The following is a 23,656-nucleotide window of genomic DNA, read 5'->3' on the forward strand; positions in this document are numbered from 1 at the left end:
CGCGGTCGGATCGTTCATCCCGGACCATATCGCCGACCAGCCGGAGCATGCGGCGCCCGGTGACGATCAGACCTGGTCGGCGAGTTCCATCCAGCGTTCCTCGGCGGCCTCCTTCTGGGCCTGCACCTCTTTCAGTTCGGCGCCCAGAGTGATCAGTTTGCCGGGATCGGTCGCGGCGTCGGCGAGGGCGGTGTGCAGCGCCGCCTCGCGCTCCCCCAGCTTGTCGATGGAGCGTTCCAGCCGGGTGAGTTCTTTCCGGGCCGCGCGGTAGGCGGCCGAATCCGTCTGGGGTGCGGCGGGCTGCGCGGCGGCCGGTGCCGGACGCGGCGCGGTGCCCGCGCCCAGCTCGGCGCGACGACTCAGGTACTGGGCGATCCCGCCGGGCAGATTGGTGAGCCGGCCGTCGCCGAACAGCGCCCAGGTGGTGTCGCAGATCCGCTCGATCAGATAGCGGTCGTGACTGATCACCACCAAAGTTCCGGCCCAGTTGTCCAGCAGGTCCTCCAGCTGCTGCAGGGTATCGATATCGAGGTCGTTGGTGGGCTCGTCGAGCAGCAGCACATTCGGTTCGCCCATGAGGATCCGGGTGAGTTGCAACCGGCGGCGCTCGCCGCCGGACAGATCGCGTACCGGTGTGCGCTGCCGGGCCGGGCTGAAGCCGAGCCGTTCCGCGAGCTGCCCGGCCGACAGTTCCAGGGCCTTGCCGCCCTCCCCCAGGGTGATCCGCATGGCGATCTGCTGCACCGCCTCCAGCACCCGCATATCGGTGGGGAGATCGTCGAGTTCCTGCCGCAGCCAGCCGATGCGGACGGTCTGCCCCTGCACCCGTTTCCCGGCTACCGGCTCGGTATCGCCGGCGAGCGCGCGCAACAGCGTTGTCTTCCCCGACCCGTTCACCCCCACCAGGCCCACCCGCTCCCCCGGAGCGAGCCGCCAGGTGAGATCGTGCACGAGTTCCCGGCCGTCGGGCGTGGCCAGCGTGACATCCTCGAGTTCGACCACCACCCGGCCCAGCCGTTTCTTGGCGAAGGCGGCGAGCGAGACGGTGTCCCGTGGGGGTGGTACATCGGCGATCAGCGCCTCGGCGGCCTCGACCCGGTAACGCGGTTTGGAAGTGCGCGCCTGGGGGCCACGCCGCAACCAGGCCAGTTCCTTACGTGCCAGATTCCTGCGCCGGGCCTCGGTGGCGTCGGCCTGGCGGGCGCGTTCGGCGCGGGCGAACACCCAGTCGCCGTATCCGCCCTCGTAGGTCTCGACCCGGCCGCCCACTACTTCCCAGGTGCGGGTCGCCACGGTGTCCAGGAACCAGCGGTCGTGGGTCACCACGACGAGGGCGCTGCGCCGCGCCAGCAGGTGCTCGGCCAGCCACTGCACCCCTTCGACATCGAGATGGTTGGTGGGCTCGTCGAGGACCAGAAGGTCCAGTTCACGTACCAGGGCGGCCGCCAGGGCCACCCGGCGGCGTTCCCCGCCGGAAAGGTTGGCGACCGGACTGTCCAGACCCAGGCCGGCGATCCCGATACCGTCGAGTACCGAACGGATACGCGGGTTGGCGGCCCATTCGTGTTCGGCGATATCCCCGCTCGGCGCATCGTCGGCCAGCCCGGCGAGCACCACCTGCCCGACCGTCGCGCCCGCCGGGAGAACACCGCGCTGGGTGACCACCGCCATCCGCAGCCCACCGAGCCGGCTGACCCGGCCGCTATCGGGCTCCTCGAGACCGGTCAGCACCTCCAGCAGGGTGGTCTTACCCCCGCCGTTGAGTCCCACGACCCCGATCCGATCGCCCGCGTGCACGCCCAGGGAGACCCCGTCGAGCAGCGGCGTGATCCCGAAACTCTTGCTGACCTGTTCGAGGTTGATCAGGTTGGACATGGATCCCTTCGCCTCCGGCTGCCGGCCACGCGGGTACGCGGCCCAGCCCAGCCTATCGAGCCGGGGCGCGACCCGTGAGTCGCCGGTGCCGCGCGGGCGGCGGGGGTCAGGCGCGGCGCGGGCCGGGTCCCGGCGGCTCGGGCGCCGGGGGGTGCGGTTCTTCCTGGCTCGTCACCCGGGCGCCCGGGACCGGGCCGGTGGCCGTGCGCACGCTGCGTGCCACCCCGGCACCGGAGAGTTCCGCCGCGACAGCCACCGCCGATTCGGCCGAATCGCACAGGAACGCGCAGGTGGGCCCGGATCCGGAGATCAGGCCCGCCAGCGCGCCGGCTTCCACCCCCGCGCGCAGGGTGCGGCGCAGATCCGGGCGCAGCGAGACCGCGGCGGCCTGGAGATCGTTGCCGAGCAGAGGAGCGAGCTGCCCGGCGTCGCCGGAGGCCAGCGCCTGCATGAGTTCCTGGGGTTCGCCCAGCCGGGGCGGGTCGCCCTGGACACGCAACCGGTCGAGTTCGGTGAAGACCTCGGGGGTGGACAGCCCGCCCTTGGCCAGGGCCAGCACCCAGTGGAAGGTGCTGCGGGACAGCACCGGAAGCAGCCGTTCTCCGCGGCCGGTTCCGAGCGCGGTGCCACCGTGCAGCGCGAACGGCACATCGCTGCCCAGTTCGGCGGCTACCGCGGCGAGTTCGTCGCGGTGCATGCCCAGTTCCCACAGTTCGTTCAGCCCGACCAGCGTGGCGGCCGCGTCGGCGCTGCCGCCCGCCATTCCCCCTGCCACCGGTATGCCCTTGTCGATGGTGATCTCCACCAGTGGCGCGCGCCCGGCCAGTTGGGCGAGTCGCACCGCGGCCTTCCACACCAGGTTGGTCCGGTCGGTGGGTACTTCCGCCGCGCTCTCGCCGACGACCCGCAGGGTGAGCGAGTGGGCCGGTGCTATCTCCAGATCGTCGGCGAGTGAGAGAGCCTGGAAAACCGTGGTGAGCTCGTGATAGCCGTCGGCGCGCAGGTCACCCACTCCCAGATGGAGGTTCACCTTCGAAGGAGCCCGCACGGTGACGGGGCTGGGCACAACGGATAACACGGTGCCCTAGCCTAACGGCTGCTCGATGCCGGGGGCAGAGCGAAGCCACACCCCGGCCGGTGCTGTCCCGTCGCGGAACCGCGCCGGGAACGAACCGGCTGCGGGCATGGTTGCCTCTCGGGCGGACCGTTGCCGGAAGGTACCCCCAGGGGGTATATTCGGGACAGCGGTTCCCACTCGGGGATCGAGCACGAAGGAGATGCGATGCCCACCACCAGCACCTACACCGTCAGCGGCATGACCTGCGGGCACTGCGTTCAGGCGGTGAAAACGGAGATCGGGAAGATCGACGGCGTCACCAGCGTCGACGTAGACCTCGCCACCGGCAGGGTGGTCGTCGAGGGCACCGCGCCCATCGCCGACGCGGATATCGCCGCCGCCGTCGACGAGGCGGGCTACGAGCTGGCCGGCTGATTCTCCGACTGCGCGGCGAGACGGACGAACGCCGCGGTGTCCAGGGTCTCCCCGCGGGCGGTCGGCGCGATTCCGGCGGCGCGCAGCCGCCGCTCGGCCTCCGCGGGGCTACCTGCCCATCCCGCCAGCGCGGCACGCAGGGTTTTGCGGCGCTGCGCGAAGGCGAGGTCGACAACCTCGAAAACCCGGCGGCGATGCGCCTCGTCCATCGGCCACGGGGGTTCGGCGAACCGGTCTATCCGCACCAACCCCGACTCCACCTGCGGTACCGGCCAGAACACCTGCCGGCCCACCGAACCGGCTTTGGCGACGGTTCCGAAGAAACCCGCCTTCACACTGGGTACCCCGTACACCCGGCTGCCCGGAGCGGCGGCCAGCCGGTCGGCCACCTCGGCCTGCACCATCACCAGCGCGGTGGTGATACCCGGAATTTCGGCGAGCAGATGCAGCAGTACGGGAACGGCCACGTTATAGGGGAGGTTCGCGACCAGAGCGGTCGGAACGGCCGGCAGGTCACCGGCCCGGACCCGCAGCGCGTCGGCGGGGAGCACGGTGAGCCGGTCGGCCAGCGCCCCCGCCCGTTCCCGCACGGTGGTGGGCAACCGCTCCGCCAGCACCGGGTCGATCTCCACCGCGAGAACCGAGTCCACCACATCCAGCAGCGCGAGCGTCAGCGAACCGAGACCGGGACCGACCTCCAGCACGGTGTCCGCCCGCCCGACACCGGCCGCCGTCACGATCCGGCGGACGGTATTGGCGTCGTGCACGAAATTCTGCCCGAGCTGCTTGGTCGGGCGCACCCCCAACCGCTCGGCCAGCTCACGCACCTGCGTGGGACCCAGCAGGGCGGCCCGGCCACGCGCCATCATCTCGGCATCCGACACCGGGAAAACCTACCAACCCGGCCCCTGCGGGCTCGCGGGGACGCGGATTCAGGCGACCTGCGGCAGGTCGGCTACGGACGAGATACCGGCTGGAGCGGAGTGCGTCCGGTCGCCGTCGGAGTGATGCGTGGCGATAGCGGCACCGGCTCCGACCATGAGGGTGAGCAGCACGGCCGCGATGACCACATACAGCAGGGGCGAACGTGAGGCGTTGATCCTCGCAAAGGGTGACACGGTCACGGGACGATAACGAAGCCTCGGGCCGGCGACAACCGCAACGAACCGACCCACCGGTTCGCTCTCACACCCCATAGGGCCGACACCCCAGGTGAACGCATACTCCACGATGAAACTGTGATTCAAATCACTACCCTCGGGCGGGTTTATCGATCCGCGAACCGGTAAATCCGCCGGGCGTTCTCCGTACTGATCGCCGCCAGTTCGGCCGGATCCTGATTCCGCAATTCCGCCACGGCTCGCGCCGTATAGGGCAGGCAGTACGGCTCGTTGGGCGCACCACGGTACGGATGAGGAGTCAGATACGGCGCGTCGGTCTCCAGCAGCAATTGCTCGTCCGGCACCACCCGTACCGCTTCCCGCAGTTCGTGCGCGTTCTTGAAACTCGCCGTCCCCGAAAAGCTCAGCACATAGCCCTCGGCCACGCACGACAACGCCATATTCGCGTCCGAGGAGAAACAGTGGAAGATCACCGTTTCCGGGGCCCCCTCGTCGAGCAACACGGTCAGCAGATCGTGATCGGCCTCACGGTTGTGGATCATCAGCGGTTTGCCGATCCGCTTGGCCAGATCGATATGCCAGCGGAAACCCTCGATCTGGGTTTCGATATCGGCACAACCGTCGAGCTTCCCGGGCCAGTAGTAGTCGAGCCCGGTCTCCCCCACCGCGACCACACGCGGATCCGCCGCCAGCCGCTCCAGTTCGGTACGCGCGGCCGCGTCCAGAGCGTTCGCCCGGGTCGGGTGCAGCGCGACCGCCGCGTACACCCGCTCGTCCCATTGCGCCGCACCCACCGCCCAGCGCGCGGCCTCCAGATCGTCGGCCACGGTCACCACCCGCCCCACGCCGACCCCGGCCGCCCGATCCACCATCTCGGCCACCGAGGCCGCGTCCGTGGCCCCGCAGGCATCGAGATGGGTGTGCGCGTCCACCAAAGGCACCAAGGGCTCGGGCAGCGGGGGCGCGGGCCGTTTCGCGCTCATCGGACCACCACCCGCGGCATCGAACGACCGCCGCGGAACGAACTCACCACAGGGACAGAGCCGGGCACCGGAACTCGCACAAGGAATGGCACGCGCACCACAGTAGAGCGGGATCGCCGATGGCCGAATCCGATACCGGCCCGCACACCCCTGCCGGTAACCTCTGGTGCCATGAACACGCACTCGGGTCGGGCTCACTCCGGGCCACATGGTGGAATCGACACACCATGAGCGCACTCGATCGTCCCGCCTTCTACATCACCACGGCCATCGCGTACCCCAACGGTGCGCCGCATATCGGGCACGCCTACGAGTACATCTCCTCGGACGCGCTGGCCCGGTTCAAGCGGCTCGACGGGTACGACGTGTTCTTCATGACCGGAACCGACGAACACGGCCAGAAGATGCAGCAGACCGCCGCCACCGAGAACATCCCGGTGGAGGAGCTGGCCGCACGCAACTCCGATGTGTTCGAGCAGCTGGACAAAGCCCTCGATATCTCCTACGACCGGTTCATCCGCACCACCGACGCCGACCACCGGGCCGCCAGCGTGGCGATCTGGCAGCGGATGCTGGACAACGGCGATATCTACCTGGGCAACTACTCCGGCTGGTACTCGGTGCGCGACGAAGCGTTCTACACCGAGGAGGAGACCACGCTGCTCGACGACGGCAGCCGTATCTCCACCGAATCCAAAACCCCGGTCACCTGGACCGAAGAGTCCAATTTCTTCTTCCGGCTCTCGGCTTACCAGGACAAGCTCCTCGCGCTCTACGACGAGCATCCGGAGTTCATCGCACCGGCGACCCGGCGCAACGAGATCATCAGCTACGTCAAGGCCGGGCTGAAGGATCTGTCCATCTCGCGCACCACCTTCGACTGGGGCATCCCCGTCCCGGACCATCCCGACCACGTGATGTACGTGTGGGTCGACGCGCTCACCAACTACCTCACCGGCGTCGGCTTCCCCGATACCGATTCCGATACGTTCGGCAAGTACTGGCCCGCCGACGTGCACATCATCGGCAAGGACATCACCCGCTTCCACACCGTGTACTGGCCCGCGTTCCTCATGTCGGCGGGGATCGAACTGCCGCGCCGGGTCTTCGTCCACGGCTTCCTCTACAACAAGGGCGAGAAGATGTCGAAGTCGGTCGGCAACGTCGTCGACCCGCTCGATCTGGTCGACACCTACGGCCTCGACGCCGTGCGTTTCTTCCTGCTGCGGGAGATCTCCTACGGCCAGGACGGCAGCTACAGCCACGAGGCGATCGTCTCCCGTATCAATGCCGACCTGGCCAACGAATTCGGCAACCTGGTACAGCGCAGCCTGACCATGGTCGCCAAGAACTGCGGCGCGGCCGTGCCCACACCCGGCGAGTTCACCGCGGACGACCGCGCGCTGCTCGATCGCGCGAACGGCCTGCTGGAACGCTGCCGGGCCGAATACGACGCCCAGCAGATGCATCTGGCGCTGGAACAGATCTGGCTCACCCTCGGCGAAACCAACCGGTACTTCAGCGCCCAGGCCCCCTGGGCCCTACGCAAATCCGGTACCGAAGCCGATCTGGCCCGGATGGCCACCGTCCTCTACGTCACCCTCGAGGTGGTGCGGATCGTCGCGATCCTGACCCAGCCGGTGATCCCGGGGTCGGCGGCCAGAATCCTCGACCTGCTCGCCCAGCAGGAGCGCGATTTCGCCGCCATCGCCACCCCGCTGGTCCCCGGGGTGCCCCTGCCGGCCCCGGAACCGGTGTTCCCGCGCTACGTGGAACCGAAGGCCGACTGAGCGGTCAGTCCGCCGCGGCGCGCCGGGCGGCCAGCACCGCGTCATAGAGTTCGCGGCGCGAAACCCCGGCGACCTCGGCGATCTCCGCACTGGCGTCCTTGAGCCGCAACCCCGCGGCGGCACGCTCCTCCACCTGCGCGACCAGGTCCGCGGGATCGGCCACCGTACCGCTGGCACCCGCCACGACCACGGTGATCTCGCCGCGCGCGCCGTCGGCCGCCCACTCGGCGAGCTCGGCGAGCGTACCGCGCACGACCTCCTCATAGGTTTTGGTGAGCTCCCGGCACACCGCGGCGCGCCGGTCCGCACCCAGGATCTCGACCGCATCGGCCAGGCATTCCGCCAGCCGGTGCGGGGCCTCGAAGAACACGCAGGCGCGGCGCTCGGAAACGAGGGCGCTCAGCCACTCCCGGCGCCGACCGGCCTTACGCGGCGCGAACCCGTCGAAACAGAAGCGGTCGACGGGCAACGCCGACAGCGCGAGCGCCGTCGTCACAGCCGAGGGACCGGGCAGGCAGGTCACCGGCAGTTCCCGTTCGGCACATGCCGCCACCAGCCGATACCCCGGATCGCTCACCGACGGCATCCCCGCATCGGTGACCAGCAACACGGTCCGCCCGCCGGCGATCTCGCTCAGCAACGCCGGAACCCGCGCGGATTCGACATGATCGTAGAAACTCACGACTCGTCCCCGGATCTCCACGCCGAGTGCCTCCGCCAGCGACCGGGTGCGGCGAGTGTCCTCGGCCGCGACGATATCGGCGGAACCCAGCGCCTCCCGCAACCGCGGGGAGGCGTCCCCGATATCCCCCAGCGGTGTCGCCGCCAGTACCAGCCCGCCCTGTGTCACCACACTCCTGCCCCGGCCCGGACGATCCGGACCTGCCCGTCGGAGCCTAGCCGTGTTCATCTGCGGCACCTTCGGCGCGGCCCCGCACCCGCGCCGCCGAGGGCGGCGCAAATAAACACAGCCTTTAAGCTCGGGGTCGTGACTCAGCTGACCGAATCGCGCCCCAGCGCGTCCTGGCGGCCGGCGCGCGCTTGGTCCGGTCCGGCGCCGTTGCGGCCCGCGCCCGACTTCGGTCCCACCGATACGGTGCGTGGATGGGTGGTCAGCCTGTTCTTGACGGCGATCGCGGCCATTACGCGATTCACCATGCTCCACTACCCGACCGATGCGGGCACACCCGTTTTCGACGAGAAGCATTACGCGCCGCAGGGGTGGCAGGTGCTGACCGGGGGCGGTGTCGAGGACAACCCGGGGTACGGGCTGGTGGTTCATCCACCGGTCGGTAAACAGATGATCGCCCTCGGTGAGGCCCTGTTCGGATACAACGGCTGGGGCTGGCGGTTCTCCGCCGCGGTGGCGGGCACCGTACTCGTGCTGCTGGTGATCCGGATCGTGCGGCGGATGACCCGCTCCACACTGCTCGGCGCTTTCGCCGGCATCCTGCTCATCGCCGACGGTGCGACCTTCGTATCGTCGCGGATCGGGATGCTGGACATCTTCATCACCTTTTTCGTGACCGCCGCCTTCGGTTGCCTGATCGTGGACCGTGATCAGGTGCGGGCCCGGCTCGCCAGAGCCGATGCCGAGGGGCGGGCCGGTGAAACGCCCTGGGGTCCACGTCTGGGGGTGCGCTGGTGGCGGTTCGGCGCGGGCGTCCTGCTGGGGCTGGCGTGCGGAACCAAATGGTCCGGGTTGTATTTCATCGCCGCCTTCGGGCTGATGAGTGTGCTGTTCGACCTCTTCGCGCGTCGCACCTACGGTGTGCGCAGACCGGTGGCCGGTACCGCGGTCCGCGATATCGGCCCGGCGCTGTACGCGCTGGTGCTGATCCCGCTGGGGGTCTACCTGGCGAGTTACGCCGCCTGGTTCCGCAGCGAGACCGGCGTCTACCGCTATATGGCGGGCAACCCGTCGGCCCCCGAGGGCGGGATCGGCACGGGTGGCTTCTGGTCGCATCTGGTACCGGACGCGATGCGCTCCCTGTGGTACTTCCACTCTCGCACTTTGACGTTCCACTCCGAACTCACCAATTCGGCCGGGAACCATCACCCCTGGGAGTCCAAACCGTGGACCTGGCCCATGGGATTGCGGCCGATGCTCTACTACTACGCCGACGACGGGGTCACCGGCTGTGGACAGTCCGAATGCGTGAAAGCCGTCATGCTGGTCGGCACACCCGCCCTGTGGTGGGTATCGCTACCCGTGCTGGCCTGGGGGTTGTGGCGCTGGGTGGTGCGCCGTGACTGGCGGTACGCGGCCGCGCTCACCGGGTACGGCGCGGCCCTGCTGCCCTGGTTCCTCACCTTGGACCGGCAGATGTACTACTTCTACGCGGTCACCTTGGCCCCCTTCCTGGTGATGGCGGTGGCCCTGGTACTGGGCGATGTACTCGGCACCGCCCACCGGGCGGCCGCGCGCGGCCCGGGCGGTGTGTTCCTGTCCCCCGCGCCCAGCGAACGGCACAGTCTGGGGCTGCTCGCCGTCTGCTTGTACCTCGCTCTGGTGATCGCGAATTTCATCTGGTTGTGGCCGATCCTCACCGCCCTGCCCATCACCCCCGGTAACTGGCAGGATCACCTCTGGCTCCCGAGCTGGAGATAGCGGTGTTCGCCGGTATACCGGCGACCACCGCCCTCACCCGTTCAGGGCGACCTCGACATAGTGCAGCGCGGCCGCGTCTTCCAGGCCGAGGCGGCGGATGGTGGCGACATAATCCGATGCCGCGCGACCGGCGGCGTCCGCGGTCGGATCCCCGGAGGAGGCGATGAACGAGCCCAGCCGGCCGCGGGTTTCCAGTACCCCGTCCTGTTCCAGTTCCCGGTAGGCGCGCGCCACCGTATTCGGCGCCAGACCCAGTTGCGCGGCGAGCGCCCGCACAGTCGGGATCTTGGTGCCCGCGGCGAGTTCGCCCGCCCGGACCCGGGCGATAACGGCGAGCCGCAGCTGTTCGTAGGGCGGTACGCCCGAATCGTGCGACACCGTGATCTCGAGCATGGCTCGTTCTTACCGCATCCGGACCGTTTTCATACCGTATCCCGGGCAAGGGGGCAGGACAGGCAGCGTGGCCCGCCCCGGCCCGACCCCAGTTCCGATCCTGGGATGCGCAGGACCTCGATACCGGCGTCCTCCAACCGGGCGTTGGTCATCTCGTTGCGTTCGTAGGCCACCACTACGCCCGGTCGCAGCGCCAGGGTGTTGTTTCCGTCGTCCCACTGTTCGCGTTCCGCGGTGACTCCGTCCAGCCCGGTGTCGATCACCCGGAGTTTGCCGATTCCCATAGCCGCCGCCGCGGCGGGCAGGAAGGGCTCGGGTCCGGTTACCGCGTAACCGCCGGAGCCGTGGTCACCGCGGATGGTGTAGGCGGTGAGGCTTTCCCGCACCCCGGGATACATCACCACCGCGTCGGTATCCACCATGGTGCAGACCGTGTCCAGGTGCATGGTGGCCCGGTTCTGCGCGATGGGGACCACCAGGACCGTATGCGCGAGCCGATCGTCGAACAGGCTACGGGCCAGCGCTTCCGCCCCGGCCGGTGAGGTCCGCTCACCGACACCCACCGCCACCACCCCGGGCGAGAGCAGGAGGACATCACCGCCTTCGATGGGCGCGGTATGCGATTCGTAGGCCCGCCGGACGCCGAGGAACCGGGGATGGAACGCGTAGATCAGGTCGGTGAGCGAGGTTTCCCGGGCACGGGCGGGCAGTGCGAGCGCGGTGATGGCCACTTTGGGGCCCACCCAGAACGAGGAGTCACGGGTGAACAGCAGGTTCGGTAGCGGGTCGATGACGAAATCGCCGCCGTGGTGCATCCGGCGCACCAGCGAGGTGTTGTCGGCCGCGAACGGTAGCTCGTCGAAGGTCATCCCTGCCATCAGGATCCGGGCCAGGTCGGCGGCGGGTACACCACGCAGATATCCGGCGAGATCGCCGGCGAGGGTGTGGCCGAGGCGGCGGGCGTGGACGGCGGCGGAAATACCCTGGATCCGGGCGGCACCGCTGACCTCGAGTGTTTCGGCGAGTACATCGGCCACCAGGAGCACCTCGACACCGCGGTCACGGAGCAGTTGAGCGAAGATATCGTGTTCCTGTTGCGCGCGCTCCACCCAGGGAATGCCGTCGAAAAGCAGCTGGTCGTTGTTGCGGGGGGTGAGCCGGCGCAGTTCGTCACCGGGACGGTGCAGCAATACGGAGCGCAGATCGCCCACTTCACTGGTCACCCCGTAGCCGGGGATCGTGTGTTTCTCGTCCGGGCGGGTAGGCGATGTCCGACCGGGTACGGCATCTGTTCCCATGGTCCGACAGTAGTGCTCCCGTGGCCGGTGAGCACGGCGACGGCCGTTCGGTTTCCGCGCAGTTACCCGTTTCCGCCCCGGCCCCAGTAACCTGAAGTATTGTTCAGGATAATGGAGGAGGATCGATGCCGACAGCGGATTGGACCACGAAAGAGCTCACCCCGGGACAGCTTTCCGAGCGTAGCGGAGTGGCGGTGTCCGCGTTGCACTTCTACGAACGCGAAGGTCTCATCTCCAGCCGCCGGACCAGCGGAAATCAACGCCGATACACCCGGGAGACCCTGCGCCGCGTAGCGTTCATCCGGATCTCCCAGCGGGTCGGTATCCCGCTGAGCGATATCCGCGCCGCGCTCGACCGTTTACCGGAGGGGCGCACACCCACCCGGCGCGATTGGGAGACGCTGTCCACGGCTTGGCGCGCGGATCTGGACGAACGGATAACCCAGCTCGTACGGCTACGCGACAATCTCACCGGGTGCATCGGCTGCGGCTGCCTGTCGCTGGGCAGCTGCAAAATCGTCAACGAGCACGACCGCCTCGGCGCCGAGGGCCCGGGCGCCCGGGTACTGGACGTCCACCTCAACTGCCCGGACTTCGAGCACTGCGGTCCGGACGAGGCGATCAGCGCGGACTCGGAGAATCCGGTGTGCGCTGTGACTCCGGATTCCGATTCACCGACTGCTTCAGCATGCTGAACCGGCGATTCGCCAGACGCATCAGCAGTTCGTAGGGGAAAGCGAATTTCCGCTTCCACCAGTAACCGAATCGGATGTCGAACGAGCTGTACACCAGGAAACGATTACGCTCGATACCCTTCAGAATCGCCGCGGCGACCTTCTCCGGCCCCACGGCGTGCCGGGTGAACAGCGAGGTCACCCGCTGCACCTTCGGATGCTCTTTGTCCACCCCCACCAGGTCGAACGACCGCACCAGCGGTGTCGCCACCGCACCGGGGGTCACCACGTGCACCGAGATCCCGTGCTCGGCCAGTTCGAACCGCAGTACCTCCGAGAGTCCGCGCAGACCGTATTTGCTGGCACTGTAGGCGGCGTGCCACGGCAACGCGAGCAACCCGGCCGCCGAGGACACATTCACCAGCGCGCCCGGCTTACCCGCGCGCACCATCGGCGGGACGAATCTCTCGATCACATTGATCGGCCCCATCAGGTTGATATCGATCATCCGCCGCCAGTGCCGGATCTCCAGGCTGTCCACCGTTCCCCACACCGATGTACCGGCCACGTTCATCACCACGTCGAGGCTGCCGAACTTCTCGTGCACGGCGGCGGCAAACCGGGCCACGACCTCGTAATCGGCGATATCCAGCGCCTCGGCGACCAGTACGGTGCCGCCGGCCTGTTCGACCTCGGCGACAGTAGCGGCCAGCCCCTCGGCATCGATATCGGTGAGCACGAGCCGTGCTCCCCGCACCGCGGCGGCCAGGGCGGTGGCCTTGCCGATACCGCTTGCCGCGCCGGTGATCAGAGTTTTCGCATCCTGCACCGTTTTCCTGCGGTTGACCCGCCCCATCTGGCACTCCCGATAGTCCGACTGCGCTGTCGGCAGCAGCGTACCCATCCGCAAGCGGCGCGGCACGGGAAGCGGTGGCGGCGCGGCCGTCACATATCCCAGGGACCCAACCCGTGTTCGGGCCCCGTGTGATTGAGGTTGGCCAGCCGTTTGAGCGAGGCCACGAGTTCGTCCCGACGCGCGGTAGTCGGTGTGTGATAGTAGGCGCGCGCTGTGGCGTAGTGATCCTCGGCGAGCTGGTGCGCGATGGCGATACGGGTGGGGCGGCCGACGCTGTTCCATTCCTGCGGGGTGATCGCGGCCCGCAGCGCGCGCTCGGAATCCCAGTTCCGTTGGACCCGGGTGAGGAAGGCGTGGTCGACCGGCAGCGTCGGATCCGGCGCGAGCGTATGACGGGAAAGGCTGTCGGCATCGGCGACCGCCTGGGCGGCGAAGGCGGATTCCACCTCACTACCGGCATGATTGATCACCGCGTGACCGGACGCTATGGCCTGCCGTAGCGGCTGGAAACCGTAGGGGTTGCGCGATTTGGTCTCGTCACGGACACTTCGCGCCCGGAGATGGTTGTGAATTCTGGTGTGATCGGCACCCGCGTCCAGGAGCACGGCGGCGAGGAATTGGCTCGGCACCCGGTTGTTGTTGAGGTACTTCAAAGCACGGGCAAGGCCCAGTTCGGTATCGATACCGCCCCATGCGTCGGCTTCGCGGCGCGCCAGCAGCCGCCAGTTCTCCCGGGCCAGGGAGCTCCAGTGGTGGTACTGCAACCGGCTTTCCGTGATGGCGATCGAGGCCCGCTCGCTACGCATCTTGCCGTGGGCCAGCGGGCTCAGCGGATTGAGGGTCCGCCCGGCCAGCCAGGCGGTGAGCGGAGAGGAGTTGACGGTGTTGAGAGCGGCCAGGCCCGCGATCACCCCCGCTCCCGAGCCACCGCGGGAGCTCACTCCGCCGCCACCCATACCGAGCGCTGTGCCACCGGAACCACCGCGTACACCCTGCAGCGTGCGGGCGACCCGATCGGTGAGCAGGCCGGACCCCCGGGTCAGCCCCTTCGCCAACCGGTTCAGTTGCGTGATCGCGACCACTTCGACGACCGCCGCGATGACGATCACCGCGATCACCTGCCCGCGCGCCTGCTGGAAGAGATTGCCCAGGAACAGCAGGTATACGCCGGTGAACACGGTGTACGCGCATATCCGGGCCGCCGCGATACCCGAGTTCACCAGGTTGCGTACCAGGAAGGTCTGGGTGGGGCCGTAGACGAAACCCCCGGCGGCGAAACCGAATATCGCCAAGAAGCCGTGGTAGACGGCGTCCAGCACGGCCCGCATGAGCCGGGCCGAGAGGAGGACCGCGAACAGCAGGAGCACGGTGGCCGAGAGCAGGAGCAGCAGACCGGTGCCGATCTGACCGACGCTCGGCTGCGCGGCGGCTCCCGCCGCCGCGCTGTCCCCGCATTCGCTGAGACCGCGCTGGGTCCGCTCCGTATCACCCGCGTTCGCCCCTGCCGACCACGCCTGCGCACACGCGGCGTCGGTGTCCACCACGTGGCCGAAATTCCACACCTGCACCGGTCGACGGGCGAAGTTGTCGGCCATATCGCCTTGTAGAGCACTGACCGCGAGATCGGGATCCCGGGTCGGGGAGCCGTTCAGGCCCGAAGCGATCGCCATCCCCACATCCCGGCCCTTGGCGAGGAGTCCGTCGGAGCCGAGCGCATTCGTCAGCGGAGCCGTCAGGAACAGCGGTCCCAGAACCGCTACCGCCAGCATGGTCAGCGTTTGCACGGCGGCGCGAGCGTGGAAACCACGCACGACGAACCAGGCGACGAAGAACGCGCCGATGGTCGCGGCGGTCACCAGCACGGCCGGGGTGGCCAGCTGCGCGGCGAAGGCGTCGGCGATACCGCGCAGCGCATCGGCCACCAGATCGAGCCAGTCGAAACTCAGCGCGAAGCCGACGAACCAGATGGCCGTGGTCACGATGATCATGTAGCCGACGAATTCCAGGCCGAGGATCGTCCACACCATGGTGGCGCCGGGGTCGAGCAATCCGCCCGTATCGCTGACGAAAACATAATCGGCCAGCGCCACGCCGGCGGAATCCTGGATATTCATCCAGGCCAATCCGTCCATTCTGCTCAGGCCGGTGGCCCCGGACCCGTCCTGCGCCACCGCCACCGCTCCGACCGAACCCGGGCATACCGTGAACAGAAATAGAACGGCGAGGAAACAGAAGATACGACGGCGATACCGGGCCACTTTCGCCGAAGGCGTACCACTCGCACGGAGGCCGAACAGACGCATGGTCGTCGATCCGGCTACTGTCCTGCGCTTTTCGCGCGGCCGGAGGGCGCGGACAGTGCCCGCCGGGCTGTTCTGCCGATCATGCTCGCATTGATAACGAGGCCGAATGAAGCCCAGCTGAACGAGCAGTGGCGGATCGGGCCCGCACCGGTGAATTACGAAACAATATCCTCCGATTCACCACCACCGAGAACAACGGTAGAATGTCGCGAATTCCTATTCACGAAGAATGATTCGAACTCCTCGGATCACCCGCCGTCACGCAAACGGAAAATATTCCGGCGGACTGCCGCCGTTTCACGGGACCGCCACGATACGCGGCCATGAGCAGCTCTCACGAGCACGACGAGCCGGGCGCGGGCAACCGGCCGACAGCCGCACCGGTTGATAGCATGGCGGGTCCAGCCGACCACTCGGTCGGCTTGCCACCAGGACATATCTCGAAAGAGTCGTTCCATGCAGTTTGAAATCGTCGAGCGCGACGAGACGTGGGTGGCCGGCCTTCCGGTGCGCAGCCCCAAACGCGCGCTCGGGGAGCTCCGTGATCGCGACCTGGAGGGCGCCTGGTCCTCGGTACTGCATCACGAGCTCGGCGGCCCCCTGGCGACGGCGTATACGGACTACTCCGCCGAGCTGGGCACCTACAACACCCAGATCGTCGGGTACCAGTGCTCGACGTTCGACGAGGTGACCCGAGGGCACCTCGTGGCCCGGCTTCCGCGTGGCACCTACGCGAAATTCACGTCGGTGGGTAATTTTCCGCAGATCATGACGAGCCTGTGGACCCAGATCGCCTACGCCGAGGAGCACAACCAGATCAAACGCACGTTCACCGGCGATCTGGAGTTCTACCCGCATGCGTACAAGATCGATCTCTATCTGGCGGTGGCGGCGCGATGAGCTACACGATCGTGGTACGCGGCGAATCCGTCTACGCCGGCCTCGTCGTCCCAAAGGTGCGGCCCAGCTTCAAGGTCAGCAACAGCGAACTCATCGAGTTCCTCAAGGACCGGCTCCGTGAGCGGGTGAGCGACGGTGCCGGGTCTCCCGATATCGACCGACCGATGTACACCGTGTACGTCCGCACACCGACCGGCACCTACAACGCCCTGGTGTCCTTCGAGTACTCCCGGCCGGGCGCGGCCCCGGTCGGCGATATCCTGGTTCGCGTACCACGGGGGGTCTACGCGCGGTTCGTACCCAACGGCGATTACCACGATCCGGTCGAGGATGTATGGGCCCAGGTGGACGACGCGACGGCGTCGGCGGAGATCACCCGGGCCTACCGCGAGGAGATCGAGATCTGGCACGGCTCGTCGTCGGTGGAGCTCTTCATCTCCATCACCGCGTGAACAAAAGCGGAATTCGTTGCCCGCAGGTAACCCAGCCAGAACCAACCGGTCTGGTGTTAATTCCCTCCTATTGAATCACCTACTCTGAACTGCGATAACGATCAGATCTCTGCGCAGTTTTCGGAAGATTAACCAGAGTTCTGGTCAATTTCGTGTCCATGACGGATACTGCACAGGGCACGCCGACGAGCCGGGGCGTCGAGCGGGCTGTCGCACAACAAATTTCGCGCGCCCTCAGCACGGTGCGCGGCGAAAGAGTAGGAACAGCATGACTGTCGAAACAATCGCAGTCGGCCAGGAAAACCCGCGCCCCGGCTGCGGTGCGGGTTTCCGCGACAACGCCTCCGGCTACGACATCCACATCACCACCCCCCGGGAATCCCCCGACCTCTGGCACCGGTACCTCACCGGCGCCCGGCAGGCGTACCGGCACTTCGGCCACGAACCCGCGCTGGAATACGACTCGGTGGCCGACGGATCCTCCACCACCCTGTTCTTCGCCGCGACCGACACCTGCGGCGATGTCGTCGGCGGCCTGCGCGTACAGGGTCCGTACACCTGGGTCTCCGAGGTCTCCTCCCTCGCCCCGTGGGCCGGACGCCCCGGCGCCGCCGACCTGGGCCTGATGATGGCGCGGCGGATTCCGCGGGGCGTGGTCGAATCCCGGGCCGTCTGGGTCGCCCGCGACGCACCGGCACGCAGCGAACTGACCGCGGCGATATCCCGCTGTATGGCGCATGCGCCGCGCCTGCTCGACGCACGCTACGGTTTCGCCACCGTCGCCTCTTTCGCCACCGAGCGACATCGCGCCAGCGGCGGTGTCGTCGCACAACTCATTCCACCGGTGCCGTATCCGGACGAGCGCTACCGGACCGTACCGATCTGGTGGGACACCAAGACCTACCAAATATTTGCTGATAAGTTGCAGTATCTGTTGATGCGTGGTGAACTTCGCGCTATGGGAATAGCTGAACCGAGGTCACGGCGGTCTCACCGGCTACTGGGACACGGCGGGGAGGAATGCTACGCATATGGTCGGTGAGGCAGATCTCGGGGTGGAATACCGCCCGCTGATCCTCGACCCGCGCGATCCCGACGACGAATGCGCACTGGCGGGGTTGCGCGCTGTACCGGATATCGAATTCAACGACCTCCGCGGTCTACTGGCCGGCGAATTCGGGCGGCTCAACGATCCTCCGGAAACCGGGGAGACCTCCGCCGACGACCGCTGGGTCTACTATCCCTGGCGGCGTAGCGTCCTGGTGCTGCCCGGACCACGAACCTTCCGCGCGATCCGCCTGGACCGCAACCGCAACAAACTCACTCGCGCCGAACAGGACCGGCTGAGCACGCTCACCGTGGGGGTGGTGGGTCAGAGCGTGGGCCATGCCATCGCCTACACCCTGGCCCAGGAAGGGGTGTGCGGCGCGCTGCGGCTCGCCGATTTCGACGAACTCGAACTGTCCAACCTCAACCGGGTACCCGCCACCCTGTTCGATATCGCGGTCAACAAAGCGATCGTCACCGCCCGGCGGATCGCCGAACTCGACCCCTACCTGCCGGTGGAGGTACGCGGCGGCGGGGTGGACGCCGATACCGCCGACGATTTCGTCGGCGGTCTGGACGTCGTCGTGGAGGAATGCGATTCCCTGGACGTCAAACTGCTCGTCCGGGAAGCGGCCCGGCGCCGGCGGTTGCCGCTCATCATGGAGACCAGCGATCGCGGACTGCTCGATGTGGAGCGCTTCGACCTCGAACCCGATCGCGTACCGTTCCACGGCCTGCTCGGCGATACCGCGCCCGAACACTTACGCGGCCTGTCCACCCGAGACAAGGCCCCCTACGTCGTCGGGCTGCTCGGCGCCCGGGATCTGTCGGCCCGGATGGCGGGCAGCCTGGTCGAGGTGGGCGAAACACTGAACAGCTGGCCCCAGCTCGGCGGGGATGTGGTACTGGGCGCGGCGAGCGTGGCCACCGCCATACGCCGGATCGGACTGGGCCGGCCCCTGCGCTCGGGGCGTACCCGCGTCGATGTGGAGCAGGCGCTGGACGCCCTCGCCGAGCCGGATCTCGAATCCGAGCGCTACGCGGCCGGCCCCGCTACCGACGAGCCGGGCAAGGGCACCCTCGGCCGTATTCTCGTCTGCGCGCAACGGGCGCCGTCGGGCGGGAATGTCCAGCCGTGGTCCCTGCACCCCGCGCCGGGCGGAGTTCGTATCGCGCTGGACCCGGAACACACCACGGCCATGGATATCGGATACCGGGGTAGCGCGGTCGCCGTCGGAGCGGCACTGTACAACGCCCGGGTGGCGGCGGCCGCCCACGATGTCCTCGGTTCGTACGAACTGATCGAACATGCCGAACCCGGCGTCCCGCTCACAGCGGTCCTGCGCAACGGGACCGGCACCGACCCGGCCCTGGCCGCCGACTACCCCTACGCGCTCGTCCGCGAGACCAACCGGCGCCTCGGCTACGGCGGCGCGATCCCCGCCGGGGTACTGGCCGGGTTGAGCGCGGCCGCGGCGGCGGAAGGGGCGCATATGCGGGCGGTCACCACCACGCCGGGAATCCGCGCCCTGGCCGCCGTCCTGGCCGAATCCGACCGGATCCGCTATCTCACGCCCCGGCTGCACCAGGAGATGTTCGCGGAGATGCGCTGGCCGGGGGACACACCGGACGACGGTATCGATATCCGCTCGCTGGAACTGGCCCCCGACGAACACGCGGCGCTGCGGATCGGGCGACGCGCCGATGTGATGACACAGTTGCGCAACTGGTCGGCCGGGTCGGCGCTCGGTGACTACGCCCGGGACAGGGTGCGCTCCAGCTCCGCGATCGTGGCCCTCACCTTCACCGGCGAACCCGGCGCCGAGCCCGGTATCCTGACCGGTTACGCCCGCGCGGGAGCGGCGGTACAGCGGCTGTGGATCCAGGCCCAGCGGTCGGGTCTGGCGGTACATCCGATATCTCCGGTCTTCCTCTTTTCTCGTTCCCGTACCGAACTGGATGCCCTTTCCCCGGCATACGCGGATAGACTGGCCACACTTCAGGGTCGTTTCCTGGAACTACTGGAAGTGCCGGAACAGGACAGCGTGGCGCTGGTACTACGCCTGAGTTATGCGGCAGCTGCCAGCGTGCGGAGCCGACGGCGCCCCGTACCGGGCGCGGACATCCGCAGTTAGTGGGATCGGAGATCAGGTGCCTCGGCGGACACTCGACTCGCTGGTGACCGAAGTCGCCGCGGAGCTGATGGGCGTCGATTCCGCGACGATGGTCTCGGCCACCGAGCAGGTACTGGCCATGCTGATCGACTACTTCGACGTGGACTTCAGCTACCTGCGCCACAACAACCCCGACACCCGGTCGACGGTACTGGTCGCCGAGTGGCCGCCGCGGCGGGACATCCCCGATCCCGACCCGCTCAAGGTCGTGTACTTCGACCAGGCCGATTCGGTGTTCAAATCGCTGGAACACGCCACCGAACCGTTCCTGATCCCGGCCAGCGCCGCCGACTACCAGCAGACCATCCACTCCGCCTCCGGGCTCGGCGATATCAGTTCGGCCGCGGTACCGCTGGTGTCGCGGGGCCGGGCCACGGGCCTGCTCGGTTTCGTCAAGGTCGGCGACCGTGACTGGAGCACCCGGGAGCTCAATGTCCTCAAGGCCATCGCCACCCTCTTCGCACAGCTCCAGGCCCGGGTGGAGGCCGAGGAGCAGTTACGTTTCATCGCCCTGCACGACGATCTGACCGGCCTGGCCAATCGCCGGGCCCTGCTCGAACATATGGAGCAGCGATTGAAGGCGGGCAGCCCGGGCCCCGTGGCGGCCTTCTTCCTCGACCTGGACCGGCTCAAGGCTCTCAACGACTTCCTGGGCCACACCGCCGGGGACAAGTTCATCCGCACCCTCTCCGAGCGGCTGCGCGACAACCTCGACCCCAACGATATGATCGCCCGCCTCGGCGGCGACGAATTCGTTATCGTGCCCGCCAAACCCATGGACACCGTCGCCGCCGAACACGAAGCCATCCGGATCCGGGAGCTCATCAGCCGCCGGGTCACCGTCGGCGGGGAGTCGGTGAGCCGGGGTGCCAGCGTGGGGGTCGCCGTCGGCATCCCGGGCGAGACCACCGTCGCCGATGTCCTGCGCCGCGCCGACCATGCGCTACTGTCCGCGAAATCCGGCGGAGGTAACGGAGTCGCGTTGTTCACCGACGCCATGCGCGCGCAATTCGAACTCCAGGACGATGTGGAACTCAACCTGCGGAGCGCGGTGTCCGACGGATCCCTGATCCTGCACTACCAGCCCGAGGTGGACCTGCGCACCGGCCGGATCGTCGCCCTGGAAGCGCTGGTCCGCTGGATGCACCCGACCCGCGGGCTGCTCCCGCCCGGCGCCTTCGTCACCGTGGCCGAGGCCACCAACCTCGCCGGTGAGCTGGGGCGCTGGGTGCTGCGCACCGCATGTGCCCAGTTCGCGCAATGGCGGCGGCAGGGGTTGGCGGCGAATATGGTCATGCGGATCAATGTGTCGCCGGTGCAGCTGGTGAGCCTGGATTTCGTGGAACGTATCGAGGACATCCTGCGGCATTTCGGTATCGACGGCAGCTCGATCTGCCTGGAGATCACCGAGCACGTGGTGGTGCAGGATCTGGCCCGCACCCAGGTGACCCTGCGCGGGCTCAAACGGATGGGCGTCCAGATCGCCATCGACGATTTCGGCACCGGCTACTCCTCCCTCTCCCATCTGAAGGCCCTCCCGGTGGACGCGGTGAAAATCGACCGCGGGTTCGTCCAGCGCCTCGGCGCCAGTACCGACGATCTGGCCATCGTGAAATCGATCATCGGCCTGGCCGGCTCGTTCGGGCTCGGGGTCGTCGGCGAGGGGGTCGAGACCCCGGTGGCGGCCCGCACCCTGGTGGGGCTGGGGTGCTATCGGGCCCAGGGCTTCCTCATCGCCCGCCCGCTGCCCGCCGAGGAGGTCGGGGAGCATCTGGCCGTGGGCCGCATCCCCCTGAACCTGGACCTGCCCCGGACCGGGCGTGTCCTGCCCGCCCCCTGACGGGCCGGTTCGGAGAGCACCCGACATCGACCGCGAATTCGACGGCTCGTTCCCGGCGATACCCAGCGGCGAATATTTCTCATCAGCGAGAACAGATTCCCCGGAAAAGATTCGGCCGCAAGGGATAATGACATCTCCACGTGAGAGATTCTGTGCTGAAGGACGTTCGCATGGCGGGATCACTGCGAGTCGACCTGGAGCGACTGCGCGCGCTGTCGCCGGAGCTTGCGCGAATCGCGGAATCGGCGCAGGCGGAACTGAACGAACTGGAAGCCTCCTTGGCCGCGGAGGGGGAATGCTGGGGCGACGACGAGCCGGGGCGGATGTTCGGTGACTCCTACGAACCCGAACTGGACAACGGTCTCACCTCGTTCCGGATCGTGATCGAGAACCTGGGCAGGATCGGTACCGGTATCGACGAAGCCGCCGACATCTTCCAACAGCGGGAGCAGGACAGCGCGCGCTGGATCCAGGAGCAGGATCCTTCCGGAACATCCCCGGACCACCCGTCCACACCGGTGCCGGAACAACAGCTGCCGAGCCGGCCGGCACCGGATATGACTACCCGGCCGACCGGGTATCCCTACCCCACCCCCGAGTCCTCCACCGCCCCCTCGCCGGGCCCGATGGCCGGCGAGTTGCCGTGGTATCCGGCGCCCGGCACACCCCTACCCCTCACGCCGGGCCCGGTGCCCGCAACGCCACCGATCCCCGGCTCGGGCACCCCGGCCGATACCTCCTGGCAACCCGGTGACAGTACCGCCGGAGCCGAGCAGGCCGCGGGCCCCGCCGTGCCGGGCGTACCGGGCGCGCTTCCCGCCGGCACCGCGCCCACTCCGGCAGGGCCCGAGCGGCCGAACTCGCCTACCGCGCCCCGCACCACCACTACTGCGGGCCCCTCCGCCGCGAACCCCGCCACCCCGTGGTCACGTCCCACCGGCCTCACCGGCCGCGCCGGAGCCGCCCCGCCCGTCACACCGTGGAGACCCGGCGGGCCTCCGGCCCCCGCCCCCCGAGGGCAGGTCTTTTCTCCCGGTACCGCGAGCCCGCCCGCTCCGCCCGCCCGTAATGCGGCATCGCCCCCGCGGGATGCGAAGGACCGCCGGAAGAAACCGGTTCCGGCCCCGCCTCCGGCGCAGGGCACACCGGTCACCACCGATCCCGCGGCCCTGGAAGCGGCACGCGCGCTGGCCGAACGGCACGGCCTGCGATTGAGCGGTTTCGAAACCTCCGGTATAGGTCTGGCCACCGTCGTCCAGATCGCGGCGGCGATCGACGATATCGCCGGCAAGTACCCGCTCCCCGAACTCGGCGCTCTGGAAATCGCCGACCTCGCCCCGGGTGAGGTGTCCGCGGTGCGCTGGGACGAGCCACGAGCCGGTGCCGCGGCAGAATCGGCACGAATCGTGTTGCGACGCAATGATTTCGCAGATCCCGAGACGATCGCCGCGGGCCTGCGCGCCGCCACCCGGTCCGGGCGGATCGCGCCCGGCTCGGATCTCCGTCCGGTGTATGCGACCCTCGTGCACGATCTCGGCCGGGTACTGGCCGAGGCGGCCGGGGAGCCCACGCGACGGCTGGCCGAGCAGGCCCTGATCACGGAATACCATCGGATCAGCGGGCCGTGGCATCGGGGCGACACACTGGCATCGGTCGTCCGCGGATACCGGCGCTGGCGCGCGGAACTCAGCGGCGCCTGCTTCACGAAAGGACGCCTGGACTCCCGCGCGGCCCTGGCCGACGGATTCGCCGAGGTCGAATTGCGGGGCGCGGACGCCTGCGGTCCCGCGAAAGTGCTGCACCGCCTGGTGGCGGAGAGAGCCCGGGGGCGGTCGAACCCGTAGTGC

20 protein-coding genes are annotated in these 23,656 nt (G+C 68.2%); 10 read left to right on the forward strand and 10 right to left on the reverse strand.

The window, feature by feature from the left end:
- Window positions 1-66: 66 nt before the first annotated feature.
- Window positions 67-1,875: an ABC-F family ATP-binding cassette domain-containing protein gene (locus tag ACYR7D_RS02505; RefSeq protein ID WP_459548014.1), complete on the reverse strand. Its 1,809-nt coding sequence runs from the start codon at window positions 1,873-1,875 to the stop codon at window positions 67-69.
- 106 nt (window positions 1,876-1,981) lie between these two features.
- Window positions 1,982-2,953 (reverse strand): 4-(cytidine 5'-diphospho)-2-C-methyl-D-erythritol kinase, encoded by a 972-nt coding sequence (locus ACYR7D_RS02510; RefSeq protein WP_459548015.1) that lies wholly within the window; start codon window positions 2,951-2,953, stop codon window positions 1,982-1,984.
- 204 nt (window positions 2,954-3,157) lie between these two features.
- On the opposite strand from ACYR7D_RS02510, the gene ACYR7D_RS02515 reads away from it, so the two are divergent.
- Window positions 3,158-3,367 (forward strand): heavy-metal-associated domain-containing protein, encoded by a 210-nt coding sequence (locus ACYR7D_RS02515; protein ID WP_459548016.1) that lies wholly within the window; start codon window positions 3,158-3,160, stop codon window positions 3,365-3,367.
- Here ACYR7D_RS02515 and rsmA read toward each other — a convergent pair.
- From rsmA to ACYR7D_RS02530, 3 genes are all read right to left on the reverse strand, one after another.
- The gene (rsmA, locus tag ACYR7D_RS02520; protein ID WP_459549983.1) at window positions 3,349-4,236 is read right to left on the reverse strand and encodes a 16S rRNA (adenine(1518)-N(6)/adenine(1519)-N(6))-dimethyltransferase RsmA; all 888 of its coding nucleotides are present in this window, start codon (window positions 4,234-4,236) and stop codon (window positions 3,349-3,351) included. The two genes, ACYR7D_RS02515 and rsmA, sit on opposite strands and share 19 nt — an antisense overlap.
- Window positions 4,237-4,299: 63 nt before the next feature.
- Entirely contained in the window at window positions 4,300-4,491 is a 192-nt protein-coding gene (locus tag ACYR7D_RS02525) for a hypothetical protein (protein WP_459548017.1), read from the reverse strand.
- Between the two features lie 143 nt (window positions 4,492-4,634).
- Window positions 4,635-5,471: a TatD family hydrolase gene (locus ACYR7D_RS02530; protein WP_459548018.1), complete on the reverse strand. Its 837-nt coding sequence runs from the start codon at window positions 5,469-5,471 to the stop codon at window positions 4,635-4,637.
- 227 nt (window positions 5,472-5,698) lie between these two features.
- Between ACYR7D_RS02530 and metG the strand changes: the two genes are divergently transcribed.
- Window positions 5,699-7,261, forward strand: coding sequence for a methionine--tRNA ligase (gene metG, locus ACYR7D_RS02535; RefSeq protein ID WP_459548019.1), 1,563 nt, complete (start codon window positions 5,699-5,701; stop codon window positions 7,259-7,261).
- Between the two features lie 4 nt (window positions 7,262-7,265).
- Here metG and rsmI read toward each other — a convergent pair whose 3' ends face one another.
- The gene (gene rsmI / locus ACYR7D_RS02540; protein WP_459548020.1) at window positions 7,266-8,171 is read right to left on the reverse strand and encodes a 16S rRNA (cytidine(1402)-2'-O)-methyltransferase; all 906 of its coding nucleotides are present in this window, start codon (window positions 8,169-8,171) and stop codon (window positions 7,266-7,268) included.
- Window positions 8,172-8,249: 78 nt separating this feature from the next.
- Here rsmI and ACYR7D_RS02545 point away from each other — a divergent pair, with 78 nt between their 5' ends.
- On the forward strand, window positions 8,250-9,872 hold the full coding sequence (locus ACYR7D_RS02545) for a dolichyl-phosphate-mannose--protein mannosyltransferase (RefSeq protein ID WP_459548021.1): 1,623 nt from the start codon (window positions 8,250-8,252) through the stop codon (window positions 9,870-9,872).
- A gap of 33 nt (window positions 9,873-9,905) precedes the next feature.
- On the opposite strand, the gene ACYR7D_RS02550 is transcribed toward ACYR7D_RS02545, so the two are convergent.
- Window positions 9,906-10,265, reverse strand: a complete 360-nt coding sequence (locus tag ACYR7D_RS02550) for a GntR family transcriptional regulator (protein WP_459548022.1) — start codon at window positions 10,263-10,265, stop codon at window positions 9,906-9,908.
- Between the two features lie 29 nt (window positions 10,266-10,294).
- Complete coding sequence (gene arcA / locus ACYR7D_RS02555; RefSeq protein ID WP_459548023.1) at window positions 10,295-11,563, reverse strand: arginine deiminase; 1,269 nt, start codon at window positions 11,561-11,563, stop codon at window positions 10,295-10,297.
- Window positions 11,564-11,688: 125 nt separating this feature from the next.
- Here arcA and soxR point away from each other — a divergent pair, with 125 nt between their 5' ends.
- A complete protein-coding gene (soxR, locus tag ACYR7D_RS02560) occupies window positions 11,689-12,258 on the forward strand; it encodes a redox-sensitive transcriptional activator SoxR (RefSeq protein ID WP_459548024.1) in 570 nt (189 codons plus the stop codon).
- Here soxR and ACYR7D_RS02565 read toward each other — a convergent pair.
- Both ACYR7D_RS02565 and ACYR7D_RS02570 read right to left on the reverse strand, forming a co-directional pair.
- Window positions 12,185-13,093, reverse strand: coding sequence for an SDR family oxidoreductase (locus ACYR7D_RS02565; RefSeq protein ID WP_459549984.1), 909 nt, complete (start codon window positions 13,091-13,093; stop codon window positions 12,185-12,187). The genes soxR and ACYR7D_RS02565 overlap by 74 nt on opposite strands.
- An 89-nt stretch (window positions 13,094-13,182) precedes the next feature.
- Complete coding sequence (locus ACYR7D_RS02570; RefSeq protein ID WP_459548025.1) at window positions 13,183-15,396, reverse strand: hypothetical protein; 2,214 nt, start codon at window positions 15,394-15,396, stop codon at window positions 13,183-13,185.
- A 456-nt stretch (window positions 15,397-15,852) separates the two neighbouring features.
- Between ACYR7D_RS02570 and ACYR7D_RS02575 the strand changes: the two genes are divergently transcribed.
- From ACYR7D_RS02575 to ACYR7D_RS02600, 6 genes are all read left to right on the forward strand, one after another.
- Entirely contained in the window at window positions 15,853-16,296 is a 444-nt protein-coding gene (locus ACYR7D_RS02575) for a GyrI-like domain-containing protein (protein ID WP_459548026.1), read from the forward strand.
- A complete protein-coding gene (locus ACYR7D_RS02580) occupies window positions 16,293-16,748 on the forward strand; it encodes an effector binding domain-containing protein (protein ID WP_459548027.1) in 456 nt (151 codons plus the stop codon). The genes ACYR7D_RS02575 and ACYR7D_RS02580 overlap by 4 nt, the downstream gene beginning before the upstream one ends.
- A 268-nt stretch (window positions 16,749-17,016) precedes the next feature.
- Window positions 17,017-17,790 carry a hypothetical protein gene (locus ACYR7D_RS02585; RefSeq protein ID WP_459548028.1) on the forward strand — a complete coding sequence of 258 codons (774 nt, stop codon included), beginning with the start codon at window positions 17,017-17,019 and terminating at the stop codon, window positions 17,788-17,790.
- Entirely contained in the window at window positions 17,780-19,930 is a 2,151-nt protein-coding gene (locus ACYR7D_RS02590; protein ID WP_459548029.1) for an Rv1355c family protein, read from the forward strand. The genes ACYR7D_RS02585 and ACYR7D_RS02590 overlap by 11 nt, the downstream gene beginning before the upstream one ends.
- Before the next feature lie 16 nt (window positions 19,931-19,946).
- Window positions 19,947-21,809, forward strand: coding sequence for a bifunctional diguanylate cyclase/phosphodiesterase (locus ACYR7D_RS02595; protein WP_459548030.1), 1,863 nt, complete (start codon window positions 19,947-19,949; stop codon window positions 21,807-21,809).
- Window positions 21,810-21,979: 170 nt separating this feature from the next.
- Window positions 21,980-23,653, forward strand: a complete 1,674-nt coding sequence (locus ACYR7D_RS02600; RefSeq protein WP_459548031.1) for a WXG100 family type VII secretion target — start codon at window positions 21,980-21,982, stop codon at window positions 23,651-23,653.
- Window positions 23,654-23,656 lie beyond the last annotated feature (3 nt).

The organism is Nocardia sp. X0981 (assembly GCF_977089955.1).